15 protein-coding genes and 1 tRNA gene are annotated in these 16,320 nt (G+C 59.4%); 15 read left to right on the top strand and 1 reads right to left on the bottom strand.

Features of this window, described 5'->3' with window-relative positions; genetic code table 11:
- The first annotated feature begins 179 nt into the window (after window positions 1-179).
- On the top strand, window positions 180-2,318 hold the full coding sequence (locus tag AC1DCP_RS08575) for a sodium-translocating pyrophosphatase (protein ID WP_065688209.1): 2,139 nt from the start codon (window positions 180-182) through the stop codon (window positions 2,316-2,318).
- A 74-nt stretch (window positions 2,319-2,392) separates the two neighbouring features.
- On the opposite strand, the gene AC1DCP_RS08570 is transcribed toward AC1DCP_RS08575, so the two are convergent.
- Window positions 2,393-2,923: an outer membrane protein assembly factor BamE gene (locus AC1DCP_RS08570; protein ID WP_003512524.1), complete on the bottom strand. Its 531-nt coding sequence runs from the start codon at window positions 2,921-2,923 to the stop codon at window positions 2,393-2,395.
- Between the two features lie 270 nt (window positions 2,924-3,193).
- On the opposite strand from AC1DCP_RS08570, the gene AC1DCP_RS08565 reads away from it, so the two are divergent.
- From AC1DCP_RS08565 to AC1DCP_RS08500, 14 genes are all read left to right on the top strand, one after another.
- On the top strand, window positions 3,194-3,733 hold the full coding sequence (locus AC1DCP_RS08565) for a ubiquinol-cytochrome C chaperone family protein (RefSeq protein WP_065688210.1): 540 nt from the start codon (window positions 3,194-3,196) through the stop codon (window positions 3,731-3,733).
- 8 nt (window positions 3,734-3,741) lie between these two features.
- Window positions 3,742-4,305, top strand: a complete 564-nt coding sequence (locus AC1DCP_RS08560; RefSeq protein WP_476774216.1) for a YceD family protein — start codon at window positions 3,742-3,744, stop codon at window positions 4,303-4,305.
- A gap of 99 nt (window positions 4,306-4,404) precedes the next feature.
- Complete coding sequence (gene plsX, locus AC1DCP_RS08555) at window positions 4,405-5,466, top strand: phosphate acyltransferase PlsX (protein ID WP_003512528.1); 1,062 nt, start codon at window positions 4,405-4,407, stop codon at window positions 5,464-5,466.
- 4 nt (window positions 5,467-5,470) lie between these two features.
- The gene (locus AC1DCP_RS08550; protein WP_065688211.1) at window positions 5,471-6,442 is read left to right on the top strand and encodes a beta-ketoacyl-ACP synthase III; all 972 of its coding nucleotides are present in this window, start codon (window positions 5,471-5,473) and stop codon (window positions 6,440-6,442) included.
- Window positions 6,443-6,685: 243 nt separating this feature from the next.
- Window positions 6,686-7,024 carry an integration host factor subunit alpha gene (locus tag AC1DCP_RS08545; protein WP_003512530.1) on the top strand — a complete coding sequence of 113 codons (339 nt, stop codon included), beginning with the start codon at window positions 6,686-6,688 and terminating at the stop codon, window positions 7,022-7,024.
- Between the two features lie 275 nt (window positions 7,025-7,299).
- Complete coding sequence (locus tag AC1DCP_RS08540; RefSeq protein WP_003512531.1) at window positions 7,300-7,833, top strand: MerR family transcriptional regulator; 534 nt, start codon at window positions 7,300-7,302, stop codon at window positions 7,831-7,833.
- 116 nt (window positions 7,834-7,949) lie between these two features.
- Window positions 7,950-8,678, top strand: coding sequence for a nuclease (locus AC1DCP_RS08535; RefSeq protein ID WP_065688213.1), 729 nt, complete (start codon window positions 7,950-7,952; stop codon window positions 8,676-8,678).
- A gap of 141 nt (window positions 8,679-8,819) precedes the next feature.
- Window positions 8,820-8,905: transfer RNA gene (locus AC1DCP_RS08530), tRNA-Leu, on the top strand.
- Window positions 8,906-9,152: 247 nt separating this feature from the next.
- Complete coding sequence (locus tag AC1DCP_RS08525; RefSeq protein WP_065688303.1) at window positions 9,153-11,657, top strand: heavy metal translocating P-type ATPase; 2,505 nt, start codon at window positions 9,153-9,155, stop codon at window positions 11,655-11,657.
- 12 nt (window positions 11,658-11,669) lie between these two features.
- On the top strand, window positions 11,670-12,692 hold the full coding sequence (locus AC1DCP_RS08520) for a 2Fe-2S iron-sulfur cluster-binding protein (protein WP_065688214.1): 1,023 nt from the start codon (window positions 11,670-11,672) through the stop codon (window positions 12,690-12,692).
- A gap of 11 nt (window positions 12,693-12,703) precedes the next feature.
- On the top strand, window positions 12,704-13,192 hold the full coding sequence (cueR, locus tag AC1DCP_RS08515; protein WP_013635893.1) for a Cu(I)-responsive transcriptional regulator: 489 nt from the start codon (window positions 12,704-12,706) through the stop codon (window positions 13,190-13,192).
- Between the two features lie 72 nt (window positions 13,193-13,264).
- Window positions 13,265-14,209 carry an ABC transporter permease gene (locus AC1DCP_RS08510; protein WP_065688215.1) on the top strand — a complete coding sequence of 315 codons (945 nt, stop codon included), beginning with the start codon at window positions 13,265-13,267 and terminating at the stop codon, window positions 14,207-14,209.
- Entirely contained in the window at window positions 14,199-15,104 is a 906-nt protein-coding gene (locus tag AC1DCP_RS08505) for an ABC transporter permease (protein ID WP_025593200.1), read from the top strand. Before AC1DCP_RS08510 ends, AC1DCP_RS08505 begins: the two co-directional genes overlap by 11 nt.
- Window positions 15,105-15,245: 141 nt before the next feature.
- The gene (locus AC1DCP_RS08500; protein WP_112152844.1) at window positions 15,246-16,310 is read left to right on the top strand and encodes an ABC transporter ATP-binding protein; all 1,065 of its coding nucleotides are present in this window, start codon (window positions 15,246-15,248) and stop codon (window positions 16,308-16,310) included.
- The last annotated feature ends 10 nt before the right edge of the window (window positions 16,311-16,320 follow it).

Below are 16,320 nucleotides of genomic sequence, written 5' to 3'. Positions count from 1 at the left end.
TTTGTGGGCTTGACGCCACGCCTTTCGCCAACGCAATCTTGCCGCGCAGGTCATTTTTCCTTGGGAGGGGAAGAATGGCCACGACAGGACAGGCCGCGCATTTGATCGCTCCTGTCCTTGCACATGGTTCGCCACGCCGGGGAGGGAGTGAGACCCGGCCTTTTGGGAGGTAAGTGCGCATGACCGTAATACCCATAGTGATTTTATGTGGGGTCCTGTCCGTGGTTTACGCGGTATGGACGACCAGGAGCGTTCTCGCTGCCGATCAGGGCAACGAGCGTATGCGTGAAATAGCAGGTTTTATCCGTGAAGGTGCGCAGGCTTATCTCACCCGTCAATATCTCACCATCGCCATCGTCGGATTGATCGTCGCCGTTCTCGCCTGGTATCTGCTGTCGGCTCTCGCGGCCATCGGGTTCATCATCGGCGCCGTGCTTTCGGGTGCTGCCGGTTTCATCGGCATGCATGTCTCCGTCCGTGCCAATCTGCGCACCGCACAAGCCGCATCCCACAGCCTTGCCGCCGGTCTCGACATCGCGTTCAAATCAGGCGCCATCACGGGCATGCTGGTGGCTGGCCTCGCGCTGCTTGGCGTGTCCATCTATTATTTCATCCTCACCTCGGTACTCGGCCATGCGCCCGGATCGCGTGAGGTGATTGACGCGCTGGTGTCGCTCGGTTTCGGCGCTTCGCTTATCTCCATCTTCGCCCGTCTCGGCGGTGGCATCTTCACCAAGGGTGCAGATGTCGGCGGCGATCTCGTCGGCAAGGTCGAAGCAGGCATTCCAGAGGATGATCCCCGCAACCCTGCAACCATCGCAGATAATGTCGGCGACAATGTCGGCGATTGCGCCGGAATGGCGGCCGACCTTTTCGAGACCTATGCCGTCTCGGTGGTGGCAACCATGGTGCTTGCGGCGATCTTCTTTGCCGGAACGCCGATACTGGAAAGCGCGATGGTCTATCCGCTGGCCATTTGCGGCGCCTGCATCCTGACCTCGATTGCCGGCACCTTCTTCGTCAAGCTCGGCACCAACAACTCCATCATGGGAGCTCTCTATAAAGGGCTGATTGCCACCGGTGTCTTCTCGATTGCGGGGCTTGCCGTGGCAACTTACGCGACCGTGGGCTGGGGTACCATCGGCACTGTTGCCGGAATGGAGATTACCGGCACAAACCTCTTCCTGTGCGGGCTGGTCGGCCTTGTGGTAACAGCGCTTATCGTCGTCATCACCGAATATTATACCGGCACCAACAAACGCCCGGTCAATTCCATTGCGCAAGCTTCGGTCACGGGCCACGGCACCAACGTCATCCAGGGTCTTGCAGTCTCGCTGGAATCGACGGCACTGCCGGCGCTTGTCATCGTTGGCGGCATCATCGGCACCTACCAGCTCGGTGGCCTGTTCGGCACGGGCATCGCGGTCACCGCCATGCTTGGTCTGGCGGGCATGATCGTGGCGCTCGACGCCTTCGGTCCGGTGACTGACAATGCCGGCGGCATTGCCGAAATGGCCGGTCTCGACCCGGATGTGCGTAAGGCGACCGACGCGCTGGATGCCGTCGGCAACACCACCAAGGCGGTGACCAAGGGTTACGCCATCGGCTCTGCCGGTCTCGGCGCGCTGGTGCTGTTTGCCGCCTATTCCAACGACCTGTCCTATTTCGCTGCCAATGGCGATACCTATCCTTACTTCAAGGATATCGGCGAAATATCCTTCAGCCTTGCCAATCCTTACGTCGTTGCCGGTCTGCTGTTCGGCGGCCTCATTCCGTATCTCTTTGGCGGTATCGCCATGACGGCGGTGGGCAAGGCGGCAAGCTCGATCGTCGAGGAAGTTCGCCGCCAGTTCCGCGAAAAGCCTGGCATCATGGCAGGGACGGAAAAACCGGACTACGGCAAGGCGGTCGATCTTTTGACCAAGGCGGCGATCAAAGAAATGATCATTCCGTCGCTGTTGCCGGTTCTGGCGCCGCTCGTCGTTTATTTCGGCGTGCTGCTTATCTCAGGTTCCAAGGCCTCTGCCTTTGCCGCACTCGGTGCATCGCTGCTTGGCGTCATCATCAACGGCCTGTTCGTGGCGATTTCCATGACCTCCGGTGGTGGTGCGTGGGATAACGCCAAGAAAAGCTTCGAGGATGGCTTCATCGACAAGGACGGCGTGCGCCACGTCAAGGGTTCGGACGCCCACAAGGCGTCGGTTACGGGCGATACGGTGGGCGATCCCTACAAGGATACCGCCGGTCCGGCCGTCAACCCGGCTATCAAGATCACCAATATCGTGGCGCTGCTGCTATTGGCGGTTCTTGCCCACTGAAGGCTGAGGTTCCGACGAATGAAAAAGGCCCGGGGAGCGATCCCCGGGCCTTTGATTTTGCCGTTCTTCAACGATCAGGGGGTGTTGCCGCCCTGGCCAAGAATGCTCTTTGCGATATTGGCGCCCGAGGTGCCGCCGGACAGCAGCTGCTGCAGGAAGGTAAGATCCTTGCCGCCTGTCGGGGTGGTACGCGAAATCGTGTCGAAGACCTTGCCGTCCTGCAGCGCGTAATTGGCCTTACGCTCGATTACGCCGTCCTTGTTGAAATAGATCGCAAGAATGTTCTGTTCGACCAACGTCGGCTTCATGAAAGCGGCGCGGCGCACACGCTTCTGCGAGATGTAATAGAAAACCTCGTTGCCGAACGTCGCCGTGGTGGAGGGCGTGCCCATGGTCAGCAGAACCTGCTCGCGGCTGGAACCTTCCGGGATCAGCTGAAGCGACTGCTCGTCCATGACGTAGCCGTTGTGGAACACATCGGTGGTGCTGGTGCAGGCGGAAAGCAGGGTGGACGCGACGACGATTGCGATGGCGGTCTTGCCCAGAATTTTGCCGTGACTTGCGGATTTCTGCTTGCTCAACTGCTTTTCCCCGACTGCGATCATGAATGGCACCTTCCGGCATTGCGTGGTGCACAGTGTCTGTGCACATGATTGTGTCAATCCGGGGACGGAAAATCCCGATCACCCCCCAAATTCAACGCTTTCACGGCCTTTGGAAACTCCTCCGGTCTCTTAGACTGTTTCAGCCGAAAGACGAACGTGACCGCGACAGCATTGCAATTCGTGGATGCTTCGGTAAACCAGCTTTGGCGATCATGCAACAAGTGCGATAGGCGGGTGAGCGAATTCACCAGCCCCGTTCGGAAAAAAACGATGATATTCGGGCTGTTCAGACAGAAAAACAACAACCGCGCCATAGTAGACCGGCAATATGCGATCCTGACGGCTGCGGCCCGCACGCCCGCTTTTTATCTTGATCTCGGCGTTCCCGACACGGTGATGGGCCGCTTCGAGATGCTGTCGATCATCATGATTCTCTATTTCCGCCGCACCAAATCCTCCGGTGTGAGCGGGCAGGAAATCGCGCAGGAGATCGTCGACGCCTTTTTTCAGGATATCGACCATTCCATCCGTGAGCTCGGCATTGGCGACCAGGGCGTGCCGAAGCGCATGAAGAAATTTGCCGGTATGTTCTACGGGCGGCTCGAATCCTATGCGGCGGCGCTGGATGCATCCGACACCGTTGCCCTTGCCGCAGCGCTCCGGCGCAATATATACCCCCAGACAGATGAGAAGGCACCGGAACTGGACGGGCTTGCGGGCTGGATGATGGAGGCGTCTTCCACCCTTTCCGCAGGCTCCGAAGAAACGATAGCAACCGGAAGCCTGAAGCTGCCTTTGCCTGGACTATGAGGTTTACGATGAACGCGCGACACGCCGCAAATGACGATCTGCCTTTTTCCTACCCCGTAAAGGTAGGCCATATTTCCGCCAATCCGGTGAGGATTGGTCTTGAAGCCAATGCCGAGGAACTGAAGGCACTGGCGAAATTCTGGGATGTGGTTTCCGTCGAATATCTGAAGGCGGAACTGCAGGTTACCCGCTGGAAGAGGGATGGCGTGAAGATCAAGGGCGAGGTGCATGCGGCCGTGACCCAGTCCTGCGTCGTGACGCTGGAGCCGGTTTCCAGCAAGATCGACGAKAGCGTCGAGCATATTTTCGTGCCGGAAGGATCGAAGCTGGCGCGGATGGTCACCAATGAGGAAGGGGAGATCGTACTCGATCCCAATGGCCCTGACATTCCCGACCAGTTCACCGGCGACAGCATTGATGTTGGCGCGACTGTTGCGGAATTCGCAGCCCTTGCGATCGATCCCTATCCGCGCAAATCGGATATCGAATTTACCGATACGACCGAAAATGAGCCTGAAGAAGAAAAGCGTCCGTCGCCTTTCGCCGTGTTGAAAGACTGGAAAAAAGACTGAATGCGCCGCCGGGCTGAAATAATTTTATTGTAACACAGGCCGGAACAGGTATTTTCGCGCAAAATCCGCTTGAGTGGCGGCAAAAAGGATAAGGGACGAGTGATCAGAATAGCGATTGACGTCATGGGTGGCGATTTCGGCCCTGATGTTGCCATACCCGGTGCCGCCAAGGCGCTTGAACGGCACAACGATGTGACTTTTCTGCTCTACGGGCAGAAAAGCAAGTGCGACCCCATTCTGGCACAATATCCCGCACTTCGGGAAAAGTCGGTCTTTCACGATTGTGAAATCTCGGTCGCCATGGACGAAAAGCCAAGTCAGGCGCTTCGTCGTGGCCGCTATGTCTCCAGCATGTGGCGCGCCATCGAGGCCGTGAAGCTCGGTGAAGCGGACGTCGTCGTATCCGCCGGCAATACCGGCGCGCTGATGGCCATGGCCAAATTCTGTTTGCGCACCATGGCGCGGGTAGAACGCCCGGCCATCGCCGGCATATGGCCGACGCTGAAAGGCGAAAGCATCGTGCTCGATGTTGGCGCCACGATTGGCGCCGATTCCCAGCAATTGCTCGATTTTGCCCTGATGGGCGGCGCCATGGCGCGTGCGCTTTTCGATATCGACCGTCCGACCGTCGGTTTGCTGAATGTCGGTGTCGAGGAGGTGAAGGGTCAGGAAGAGGTCCGTGAAGCCGGACGGCTGATCCGCGAGGCCGATCTAGGCACCATCGATTACCGCGGTTTCGTCGAGGGTGACGACATTGGCAAGGGCACGGTGGATGTGGTGGTGACCGAAGGTTTCACCGGCAACATTGCGCTCAAAGCCGCCGAAGGCACGGCGCGCCAGATCACCACGCTTCTGCGTGAGGCGATCTCCCGCAGCTTCTTTGCCAAGATCGGTTATATTCTCGCGAAAAGCGCTTTCGATGTGCTGCGAGAAAAAATGGACCCGCGCAAGGTCAATGGCGGCGTGTTTCTCGGCCTGAACGGCATTGTCATCAAAAGCCATGGCGGCACGGACGCCATCGGTTTTGCCTCCGCGGTCGATGTCGGCTACGACATGGTCCATAACGGTCTTACGGCAAAAATTGAAAACGATCTGAAGATTTACCACGCAAGACGGCTTCCGCCCCCGGCGCCCGAAGCTCTCGTGGCTGACGAGGAATAAGGGAATGATCCGCTCTATCGTACGTGGTTTCGGGGCAGCGCTTCCGAAGCGTGTCATGACCAATAGTGAAATCGAAGGGGTCGTAGAGACTTCCGATGAATGGATCGTGCAGCGCACGGGCATTCGTCAGCGCTACATAGCGGGAGAAGGCGAGACCACCGCTTCGCTCGGCGAGGCTGCGGCGCGTGCGGCGCTCGACAATGCCGGCCTGACGCCCGATGACATCGACCTCATCATTCTGGCAACCTCGACACCGGACAATACATTTCCGGCAACGGCGGTAAACATCCAGAACCGTCTCGGCATGACCCACGGTTTCGCCTTCGACATGCAGGCCGTCTGCTCCGGCTTCGTCTATGCCGTGGCCACCGCCGATCTTTACATTCGCGGCGGCATGGCCAAGCGCGTGCTGGTGATCGGCGCCGAAACATTCTCGCGCATTCTCGACTGGAAGGACCGCACCACCTGTGTTCTGTTCGGTGATGGTGCAGGCGCGCTCGTAATCGAGGCAGGCGAAGGCGAGGGTACTTCCAGCGATCGTGGCATCCTCACCTCGCAGCTGCGCTCCGACGGTTCGCACAAGGACAAGCTTTACGTCGATGGTGGACCTTCCACGACCGGCACGGTCGGCCATCTGCGTATGGAAGGCCGGGAAGTGTTCAAGCACGCTGTCGGCATGATCACCGACGTCATCGAACATGCTTTCGAGGCGACAGGCACGACGGCTGATGATCTCGACTGGCTCGTTCCGCATCAGGCCAACAAGCGCATCATCGACGGATCGGCAAAAAAGCTCAATATCGATCCGGAAAAAGTCGTCATCACCGTCGACAAGCACGGCAATACGTCGGCCGCATCCATTCCGCTGGCGCTTGCCGTTGCGGCCAGTGACGGACGCATCAAGAAAGGCGATCTGGTCATGCTGGAAGCCATGGGCGGCGGTTTCACCTGGGGCGCAGTGCTGCTGCGCTGGTAACGGCAAATTTTAGCGTTTACCGGGGCGCTGGCACAAAATCGGTTGTGATTTTTGCGGCAGTACCCCGTTCAAACGCGCTGAAGCGACCCCCGCGTGCGGCAAAACCGCGTCAGTCGCTCTAAGCCATTGCACTGATTGCCGAAAGCCTCAAATGAATCTGGAACAATCCCTTGACCGGTCGCCACAAGGGAAATAATCTCGGCGGCTCCTAGAGAAAAATTCAGACACGGTTTGTGGGGAAAAATGGCCGGGAAGACAGTGACACGCGCAGATCTTGCAGAATCTGTGTTTCGTAAAGTCGGGCTGTCCCGCACCGAATCCGCCGAACTGGTCGAAACGATCATCGACGAGATTTGTAATGCGATCACGCGCGGCGAGGTCGTCAAGCTCTCGTCCTTCGCGACATTTCAGATCAGGGAAAAGAACGAGCGTATCGGCCGCAACCCGAAAACGGGTGAGGAAGTTCCGATTTCGCCACGCCGCGTCATGACCTTCAAGGCGTCAAACGTGCTGAAACAGCGAATCCTGAAGGCGCATACGGCTCGCAAGACCAAGCAAAAGGGTCAGAAAGCCGGGGCGTAAGCCGGCTGTAACACGGGTTTTTTGCCGCATGGCAAGCCTTTATCCCCATTCTTCTTGTGAACATGCTTGAATTTCGACGTGCAAGCCGTTGAAATCTGGTCGACTCACATCATAATCAATTTTAGATAAATGGTATCTTGCCGCCACGGGCATCGGTGCGAGGATCGGGTTCGATTTTTCGCAAGACATGATGCACGGTATCGGCTGGTGAAAAGCGTTCTTGTTCAGTGTCCGGCTGGGTGCATGGCGCTCAAGGTCCGGATGGGAGTGGAAGTTTGGACAAAAGCCCCGACGCGTTTCGGACGATCAGTGAAGTGGCGGATGAGCTGAACCTGCCGCAGCACGTGCTGCGTTTCTGGGAAACGCGCTTTCCGCAGATCAAGCCGATGAAACGGGGCGGGGGCCGCCGTTATTACCGGCCTGATGATATCGATCTCCTCAAGGGCATTCGTCATCTTCTTTATGACCACGGCTACACCATCAAAGGTGTGCAGAAACTTCTGAAAACCAACGGAAACCGTTTCGTGGCAGCAATCGCGTCGGGCGATCTTGCTACCATGGAAGCCATCATGGCAGCGAGCGGCGAAAAGGAAGTTGCCGAACCGCGCGTGCTGGATCCGGACGGAGACGAGGTCGTCGGCCGCCCGAAAGCCAAGCCGAGCGGCCGATTTTTCGGCTTCGGTGGCGGTAACAGCGATACCGAGATATCGGTCGGCAAATCTGGCATCGGCAAGGATGACCAAGCGCTGTTGCAGGAGGCGCTGTTCGATCTTCTCGAATGCAAGCGGCTGCTTGATCAGGTTCGCTGATCGTTTATCCACAACTCTGTTCGAGCATTTTCAGGAAAAGCGAAGGCGCTCTGGAATGCCAACCTTTCAGAAACTCTCTTGACCGATAATGCGGCTCCGTAAAAAGGAGTCTGATCGTGAGCAATCGAAAACCGACAACGCGACGCCGTACGGCGAAGAAATCGGCCGGCGGCAGCGTTTGGCCCTGGGTGCTGATGTTGGGCGTCGTGGCCGGCGGCATTCAGGCTTACGAACATCGCGACAGTCTTATGCCGCAGCGGCATGTCGCGAAGGCAACATCCACGACGACAAATTCCCCCAAGATCGCCGTAGCCGCCAAACGCGAGACGGCCGCACCGGAGAAGGTGGCGGCCATCCGCCCCGCATCGCCGGTTTCACCGATCAATGGTCCGTTGCCGCCACGCTCGATTGCCATGCCGCCTGCGGCACAGCAGAGCCAGGTTGCCGCTATCCTGCCGGAAACACGCCCTTCGGTCGAAAAAGTCTCGCTGGGAGAAAAAAGCGGCGCCTTCGCCTTTTGTGGTCGCTCAGGTCTCACCAATTGCGTGGCCGATGGCAATACCTTCTGGATGAAGGGCGTGAAAATGCAGCTCGCTGGCATCGAGGTCCCGCAGATCGACCGGGCGCGATGCATGGAAGAGCGTCAGCGCGGTTTCATTGCCAAGGTGCGGTTGCGGGATATGCTGAATGCCGGCGCATTTGATGTGGCGTCGTCGGCAACAGCCGGTGGGCAAGCCATGGAACGCAAACGGATTTCACGTTCGGGCGTATCCTTTGCCGATCAACTCGTGCGGGAAGGTCTGGCTCATCCGGTCTCGGCAAAAAATCAGTCCTGGTGTGGCTAAGGCCCGGTTGACCGAAACGGTGCGGCCTGTGTAGATGTGGCGCTGTCGGTGCTTGGGGTCAGGGTCTCGTTCGATCCTGCGCCTGAGGAATGACAAGGCAATTTTGTAGCGCCGGGGCCTGTTGGCACGCGGCGCGACAATGCGGACGTGGCGAAATCGGTAGACGCAGCAGACTTAAAATCTGCCGACCATTGGTCTTGCGGGTTCAAGTCCCGCCGTCCGCACCATTTCCATCTCCAATTAAAAGATTTCTCTGCCGTTTTCCTGCGACATGCGGGCATTCAGGATGGATTCTGCGCCGGGATAGTCGATATCCGGGCAATCGATTGCATCATGATGCATGAGTCAGCCTAAAAAATGGGCTTGTTCACGCTCGCGGCATTTCTCCGTGAAAATCATCCAAAAGAGCCTATTGACCTTGCCACGATGGGAAGCCCTATCTTTTTTTTGTAAAGAGAAAAAGAGGTCATGCGCATGTCACAAATCCAGATACAGGCGAACCATTCGATAGCCATCGAGGGAATGACATGTGCCTCCTGCGTCGGTCGTGTCGAGAAGGCTATTGCCAAGGTGCCGGGGGTCGTCAAGGCTTCGGTCAATCTTGCGACGGAGCGCGCCGATATTGCTTTTTCAGGAGCGCCCAACGTTTCGGCCGTTGTCGATGCCGTGCGAAATGCAGGCTATAGCGTCGACGAGAAAACCATCGAACTCGATATCGAAGGCATGACTTGCGCGTCCTGCGTCGGCCGTGTCGAAAAGGCGCTGAAGGCCGTTTCCGGTGTCTCCGACGCGAGTGTCAATCTCGCAACGGAGCGCGCCACCGTGCGTGTCGCCGGCAATGCCGTCTCTGCCGCCAGGCTGGCCGAAGCAATCAGCCAAGCCGGTTACAAGGCAAACGAGATCGTCGCCGACAAGGCCAAGGGTGACGAGCCGGACCGGCGCGAAGCCGAATTGCGCGGTTTGAAAATCAGCCTGGCCACCGCTGTTGCCCTGACGCTGCCGGTCTTCATTCTGGAGATGGGCTCGCATCTGGTGCCCGCCATCCATGATTTCGTGATGGAAACCGTCGGCATGCGGGAAAGCTGGTATCTGCAATTCGCGCTGACCACGCTTGTCCTCTTCGGGCCGGGCCTGCGGTTCTTCAAAAAAGGCATCCCCGCACTTCTGCGGCTGGCGCCGGATATGAATTCGCTGGTGGTGCTGGGCACTGCCGCCGCCTGGGGGTTCTCGGTCGTCGCCACCTTCGTGCCCGAAATCCTGCCGAGAGGCACGGCCAATGTCTATTATGAGGCCGCAGCGGTGATCGTCACGCTTATCCTGCTCGGCCGTTTCCTCGAGGCGCGCGCCAAGGGCCGCACCAGCGAGGCGATAAAGCGGCTCGTCGGCCTGCAGGCCAAGTCGGCCCGTGTGATGCGCAATGGTGAAACCATCGATGTGCCGCTGCAGGATGTTGCGACTGGCGATGTCATCGTCGTCCGTCCCGGCGAGAAAGTGCCAGTCGATGGTCTGGTGCTTGATGGTTCTTCCTATGTCGACGAATCGATGATTACAGGCGAGCCGGTGCCGGTGACCAAGACGGCTGGGTCCGAAGTCGTGGGCGGTACGGTCAACAGAAACGGCTCCTTCACGTTCCGCGCCACGAAGGTCGGTGCCGACACGCTGATCGCGCAGATCATCCGCATGGTCGAGGAAGCGCAGGCCGACAAACTGCCGATACAGGCGCTGGTGGACAAGGTGACCAACTGGTTCGTACCTGCAGTCATGCTCGCTGCACTCGCCACCTTCATCGTCTGGTTCATTCTCGGGCCGGACCCGGCCTTGACCTTTGCGCTGATTAACGCCGTCGCTGTCCTCATCATCGCTTGCCCCTGCGCCATGGGCCTTGCCACCCCGACCTCGATCATGGTCGGAACCGGCCGTGCAGCCGAAATGGGCGTGCTGTTCCGGCGCGGCGATGCTCTCCAGACTTTGCGTGATGCCGATGTCATCGCCGTCGACAAGACCGGCACGCTGACGCTCGGCAAGCCGACACTGGTGCATTTCACCACGACCGAAGGCTTCGATCAGGATGAGGTGTTGCGCCTTGTCGCCTCGCTTGAAAGCCGTTCCGAACATCCCATAGCCGAAGCGATCGTCGAGGCGGCAAAACATGGTGGCCTGACGCTTGCCGACGCGGCCGGCTTTGAGGCGACCCCCGGTTTCGGCGTTGCGGCAACGGTTGACGGCCGCAAGGTCGAGGCGGGCGCCGACCGCTTCATGGTGAAGCTCGGTTACGACATTGCGAAGTTCGCCGACGATGCCGACCGGCTCGGCAGGGAAGGGCAGTCGCCGCTTTATGCCGCTGTCGATGGCCGGCTGGCCGCCATCATCGCGGTTGCCGATCCGATCAAGCCGACGACGCCGGAGGCGATCGCAGCGCTGCATGCGCTTGGTCTCAAGGTCACGATGATAACAGGCGATAACCGCCGCACGGCCGAAGCCATTGCCCGCCGTCTTGGTATCGACGAAGTGGTGGCGGAAGTACTGCCTGACGGCAAGGTCGAGGCCGTTAAAAGACTTGCGGCCGATGGCCGGCGGGTGGCCTTCGTCGGTGATGGCATCAACGATGCGCCGGCCCTTGCGGCGGCCGATGTCGGTCTCGCAATCGGCACGGGTACGGACGTCGCCATAGAAAGCGCCGATGTGGTGTTGATGTCTGGCGATTTGCGCGGTGTCGCGAATGCCATTGCGTTGTCCAAGGCGACGATCCGCAATATCCGCCAGAACCTGTTCTGGGCCTTTGCGTATAATGCCGCACTCGTTCCCGTGGCGGCCGGAATATTGTATCCTGCCAACGGTGTTCTGCTGTCGCCTGTCCTTGCTGCCGGAGCCATGGCGCTTTCCAGCGTGTTTGTCTTGACCAACGCGCTGCGTCTCAAAAGCTTCCGCCCGCCGCTGCTGGACAGATCGTCCGGCATGCAACTCGCAGCGGCAGAATAGGGGGCGGATGTGATGACGCCTGGAAACACAGTCTATTTGCCACGTATCGGACGCAGCATTGTGGCAGCGCATGGCGAGACCGTCCTTCAGGCCGCCCTTGCCGCCGGAATTTCCTATCCGCACGGCTGTCGCATGGGCCGGTGCGGGGCGTGCAAATCGCACCTCGTCTCAGGCGAGATCGACCTTCTCAAGCATACGCCTTTTTCGTTGACCGAGGAGGAAAAGGCGGAAGGACTGACACTCGCGTGCCGCGCCGTGCCGTTGAGCGACGTGACGATCGGCTGGCTCGACGGTGAGGATGAGTTTGCCGATATTCCGGCCGGCCGCTTTGATGGCGTCATCGCGGAAGCGGTGGATGCGACGCATGATATCAAGCTCATCCGCATCAGGCTCGACGATCGCGAACTGTTTACCTTCAAGGCCGGCCAATATGTGCGCCTGCTTTATCCGGACTGTTCGCCGCGTGACTATTCCATTGCGAGCCGCATCGATGAGGACCTGATCGAATTCCATATCCGGCATGTCCCCGGCGGCGTCACGAGTGGCCATATTTTCGCGAACGCCAAGGCGGGTGACCCTGTCGTGCTGGTCGGTCCCTTCGGGTCTTCGTATTTGCGGGAAAAGCATTGCGGACCGATCCTCGGCATTGCCGGCGGTTCGGGGCTGGCGCCGGTGAAGGCGGTGGTAGAGGCTGCGCTTGCCACTGATCGGACCACGGGCCGGCAACGCCCGATCCATGTCTATTTCGGCGCCCGCGCTGAGCGTGACCTCTATATGGTCGACCGTTTCGAAGAACTTGCCGTAAGCCACGGCAATCTGAGCTTCGTTCCGGTTCTCTCGAATGAAGACCATGCGCAGATGCGGCGCGGTTATGTCGGTTCCGCGGTGGCGGACGACTTCGACGATCTCGATGGCTGGAAAGCCTATCTGGCCGGACCGCCGGCGATGATCGAGGCAACGGTGCCGCAGCTCCTGGCAAGGGGCATCCGCACCGCCGACATTCATGCAGACGTGTTTTTCACCCCGGAAAGATAGGAGCAGGATCGATGAACATTGGTACAGCCGCCACCGCATCCGGTGTTTCCGCAAAGATGATCCGCCACTACGAGACGATCGGGCTGATCAAATCCGCAAACCGCACGGAATCCGGTTATCGGGTCTATACGACCAACGATCTGGAGACGCTGCGTTTCATCCGCCGCGGCCGCGACCTCGGTTTCTCGATCGAAAAGATCAGGCAGCTCATGACCCTGTGGCGCGATCCCGGCGGTGCATCCTGCGACGTCAAGCGCATCGTCATGGAACATGTCGTAGATCTCGAGGCCAAGATGCATGCTCTTCGGGAGATGGCAGACACGCTGCGAAATATCGCGACCTATTGCCCTGACAATGGTGAACCGGATTGCCCTATCATTCAGGATCTTGCCCAATCTGAAGACCCCGATTTTACGCCGGTGGCGATCCTGCCCAAGCGTTCCGGCATGCTGAAGGGCACGTCCGGTGTGGTGACGGATTTGCCGCGCCTCATGAAATAAACCGCATTTCCCCGGCGGGGACCGATCATCAATTGCAGTGCAATGGCCATTTTCGGCGAAGGAGAACAGGCAATGTGGATACAGATAATACAACGCTTCCTTATTCTGTGCCTTATGCTGATGATCGTCTCCGTCATCGCGTTTCTTTTGCCCTACATGGCCGGTGGCGATCCTGCTCGCACCATTCTGTTTTCGCGCATGCGCGATACGGCGCTCGATCCGCATGCAGTCGAGGCCCTTCGGTTAAGCCTCGAGCTCGACCGGCCGCTTTACGTCCAATATTTCGCATGGCTGTCGGGAGCGCTGCGCGGTGATCTGGGCTTTTCCTTCACCAGCAGCCAGCCGGTGGCGGGTGAGCTTTTGCGCTCTCTCGGCGTGTCCGTGACATTGGCACTGACGGCGCTGGCGATTGCGGTCGCCGTCGCCCTGCCGCTCGGCACGTTGGCGGCGATGCGCCCGGGTGGCCGGCTGGACAATTTCGCAACGCTGATGATCCAGACCTTCGTTGCCACGCCGGAATACTGGTTTGCGCCGATGTCGGCGCTCGTCTTTGCGCTTTATCTCGGCTGGTTGCCGTCTGCGGGCTGGGATAGCTGGCGCTCGCTGGTACTTCCCGCTTTGACGTTGACGCTGCGCCCACTGGCCTATTTCACGCAGGTGACGCGCGCCGCCATGGCTGAGGTTCTGCGCGCGCCTTACATCACGGCGGCCCGCAGCCGCGGTCTCGGCATGCATGGCACGGTCATGCGCCACGGCATTCGCAACGGTTCGCTTCCGATCGTCACCTTCTTTGCCCTGTGGCTTGCGGGCCTGCTTGGCGGATCGGTGGTCGTGGAGGTGATATTCGCCATCCCCGGAATGGGCCGGCTTCTTTACGACGCCGTGGTCAATCGGGACATCCCCATGCTGCAGGGCGGTTTCATCTGCATCGTCGCCCTTTCCATCCTGATCAATACCCTGGCCGATGGCCTCTATGTCCTGATCAATCCAGCAATGCGAGGTCAACATGACCATTAGTCACTTCCCGAGCGCGCCGGTAGCCGCCATGCCAATGACCTTGCCCAAGCGCCCCTCGACACTTTTCCGGTTCACGGATTTCATCCGCCGGCGGCACTGGACGTTCTACGCGGGTTCGGCGATTTTTCTCGTCATCATCTTGCTGCTCGTCATCGCGCCGTGGATTTCGCCCTATAATCCCGCGCAGCAAAGCCTTCGCCTGCGGTTGAATGCGCCAAGCGCCGCCTACTGGCTGGGCACTGACCATCTCGGGCGTGATGTCTTGAGCCGGCTGCTGATCGGCGGACGCTTCACGGTCACGATTGCCGCCATCACCGTCATTCTGTCGGTCGCCATCGGAACATTCATCGGCATCATCAGCGGTCGCAGCCGCGGCGTTGTCGATGAAGTCCTGATGCGGGTGGTGGATCTGCTCATCGCCATCCCTGACGTGGTGATCGCGATTTTCCTCGTCGCCATCTTCGGCCCGGGATATGGAACATTGATCGCGTCGCTGACGATCGTCGGTTGGACACCTTTTGCGCGACTGGCACGCGGGCTGACGCTTTCGATCAATTCCCGAGAATATATGCGCGCCGCCGAGGTGCTTGGATGCACACGCCGCTTCATTATTTTCCGGCATGTCATTCCCAACACGATCTGGCCGATCGCAGCCGTTGCCTTCCTGCGCTTCGGCCACAAGCTGATCACGGTGGGCGGACTGTCGTTTCTCGGCCTCGGCGTGCAGCCGCCTGCCGCAGACTGGGCGCTGATGTTGGCCGATGCGCAGGCCTATGCGGAACGTATGCCCATTCTCGTGATCGCACCAGGTCTGGCGATTTTCCTGTCGGCGTTGAGCGTGACATGGATCGGCCACGGCCTGAACATGGATACCAGGAAACCGAACGGCCATTGACGCCTGCGGTTAGAGCAATGACCGGCGCCCGCGCCGATCAAACATACACAGGGCACGATAGCCCTAAGGAGAGTATTATCGTCTGAAGCCGCTTGAAAATACGCCCATGCCTCCGATGCAATAATAATAAGGGGAACTCTTATGAATATCGAAGGACACACGCATGCCAATACGGCCATCGCCCCGGAACGGACACCGCTTCTGGAAATCGAGGATCTGCACGTTTCGGTGCCGTCTGCAAATGGCCGCAAGTTTGTTATCTCCGGTCTGACGCTCTCCGTCGATGCCGGAGAGGTCGTTGCACTGGTCGGCGAATCCGGATCCGGCAAGAGCATGACGGCTCTGTCGCTGATGCGGCTGTTGCCGCACGGCGCGGAAATCAACTCCGGCCGCATTTCCTTTGCCGGGCGCGACATTCTCGCTCTCTCGCCCTCCGAGCTTGATGCGTTGCGCGGCGCCGATATCGGAATGCTTTTTCAGCAACCGCAGGCCATGCTCGATCCGACCAGCCGGGTGAGGACGCAGGTCGCCGAGCCACTGTGGGTCCACCGCAAGATGAGCCGGCATGCGGCACTAGGCCGGGTTGTCGGCATGCTCTCGGATGTTGGAATTCCCGATCCGTCGGCGCGGGCGCAATGCTTCGCACATGAACTCTCCGGCGGCATGGCGCAGCGCGTCATGATTGCTGCGGCACTCTCCGGCAATCCGCAACTGCTGATCGCCGATGAACCGACGACGGCACTCGATGTCACCGTCCAGGCACAAATATTGCGCCTGCTCGACGATGAGCGTCGGAAGCGGCGGCTCGCCACGCTGCTCATCACCCATGACCTCTCGGTCGTTGCCGCTTTCGCGGACCGGATTGCGGTGATGTATGCTGGTCGCATTGTCGAGGAGGGGCCGACGCAGGCAATCCTCAAGGCGCCGCAACATCCCTATACCAAGGCGCTCATCAGCTGCTCGCTTCTGACGACCGACAGCGAGGGGCAGCTGCTGACGATCCCCGGCTCCAGCTCGCAGGCCCATGAAATGTCCTGCGGTTGCCGTTTCCATCCCCGCTGCGCGCTTGCACAGTCGGCCGGCATGGGCGGCCGTTGCATGGCAACGGAGCCGGATCTGAATGCCTTGCCGGAAGGCCGCAAGGCGCGGTGCTGGGCGGTCGACGACGACCATGCCGGCAGCCATGCCAGTCACACAGTCTGCTGAAGGAGGGTTG

The organism is Agrobacterium sp. 10T429 (assembly GCF_056393925.1).
The sequence above is the reverse complement of the archived record's forward strand: the minus strand, read 5'-3'. Positions and strand labels throughout refer to the sequence as shown.

Excerpts from the sequence above, each read along its gene's own strand:
- AC1DCP_RS08545 (WP_003512530.1), top strand. The coding sequence starts at position 6,686 with ATGGCCGGGAAGACAGTGACACGCGCAGATCTTGCAGAATCTGTGTTT.
- AC1DCP_RS08510 (WP_065688215.1), top strand. The coding sequence starts at position 13,265 with ATGTGGATACAGATAATACAACGCTTCCTTATTCTGTGCCTTATGCTG.
- AC1DCP_RS08500 (WP_112152844.1), top strand. The coding sequence starts at position 15,246 with ATGAATATCGAAGGACACACGCATGCCAATACGGCCATCGCCCCGGAA.
- cueR (WP_013635893.1), top strand. The coding sequence starts at position 12,704 with ATGAACATTGGTACAGCCGCCACCGCATCCGGTGTTTCCGCAAAGATG.
- AC1DCP_RS08520 (WP_065688214.1), top strand. The coding sequence starts at position 11,670 with ATGACGCCTGGAAACACAGTCTATTTGCCACGTATCGGACGCAGCATT.
- AC1DCP_RS08575 (WP_065688209.1), top strand. The coding sequence starts at position 180 with ATGACCGTAATACCCATAGTGATTTTATGTGGGGTCCTGTCCGTGGTT.
- AC1DCP_RS08525 (WP_065688303.1), top strand. The coding sequence starts at position 9,153 with ATGTCACAAATCCAGATACAGGCGAACCATTCGATAGCCATCGAGGGA.
- AC1DCP_RS08565 (WP_065688210.1), top strand. The coding sequence starts at position 3,194 with ATGATATTCGGGCTGTTCAGACAGAAAAACAACAACCGCGCCATAGTA.
- AC1DCP_RS08550 (WP_065688211.1), top strand. The coding sequence starts at position 5,471 with ATGATCCGCTCTATCGTACGTGGTTTCGGGGCAGCGCTTCCGAAGCGT.
- AC1DCP_RS08570 (WP_003512524.1), bottom strand. The coding sequence starts at position 2,923 with ATGATCGCAGTCGGGGAAAAGCAGTTGAGCAAGCAGAAATCCGCAAGT.
- AC1DCP_RS08505 (WP_025593200.1), top strand. The coding sequence starts at position 14,199 with ATGACCATTAGTCACTTCCCGAGCGCGCCGGTAGCCGCCATGCCAATG.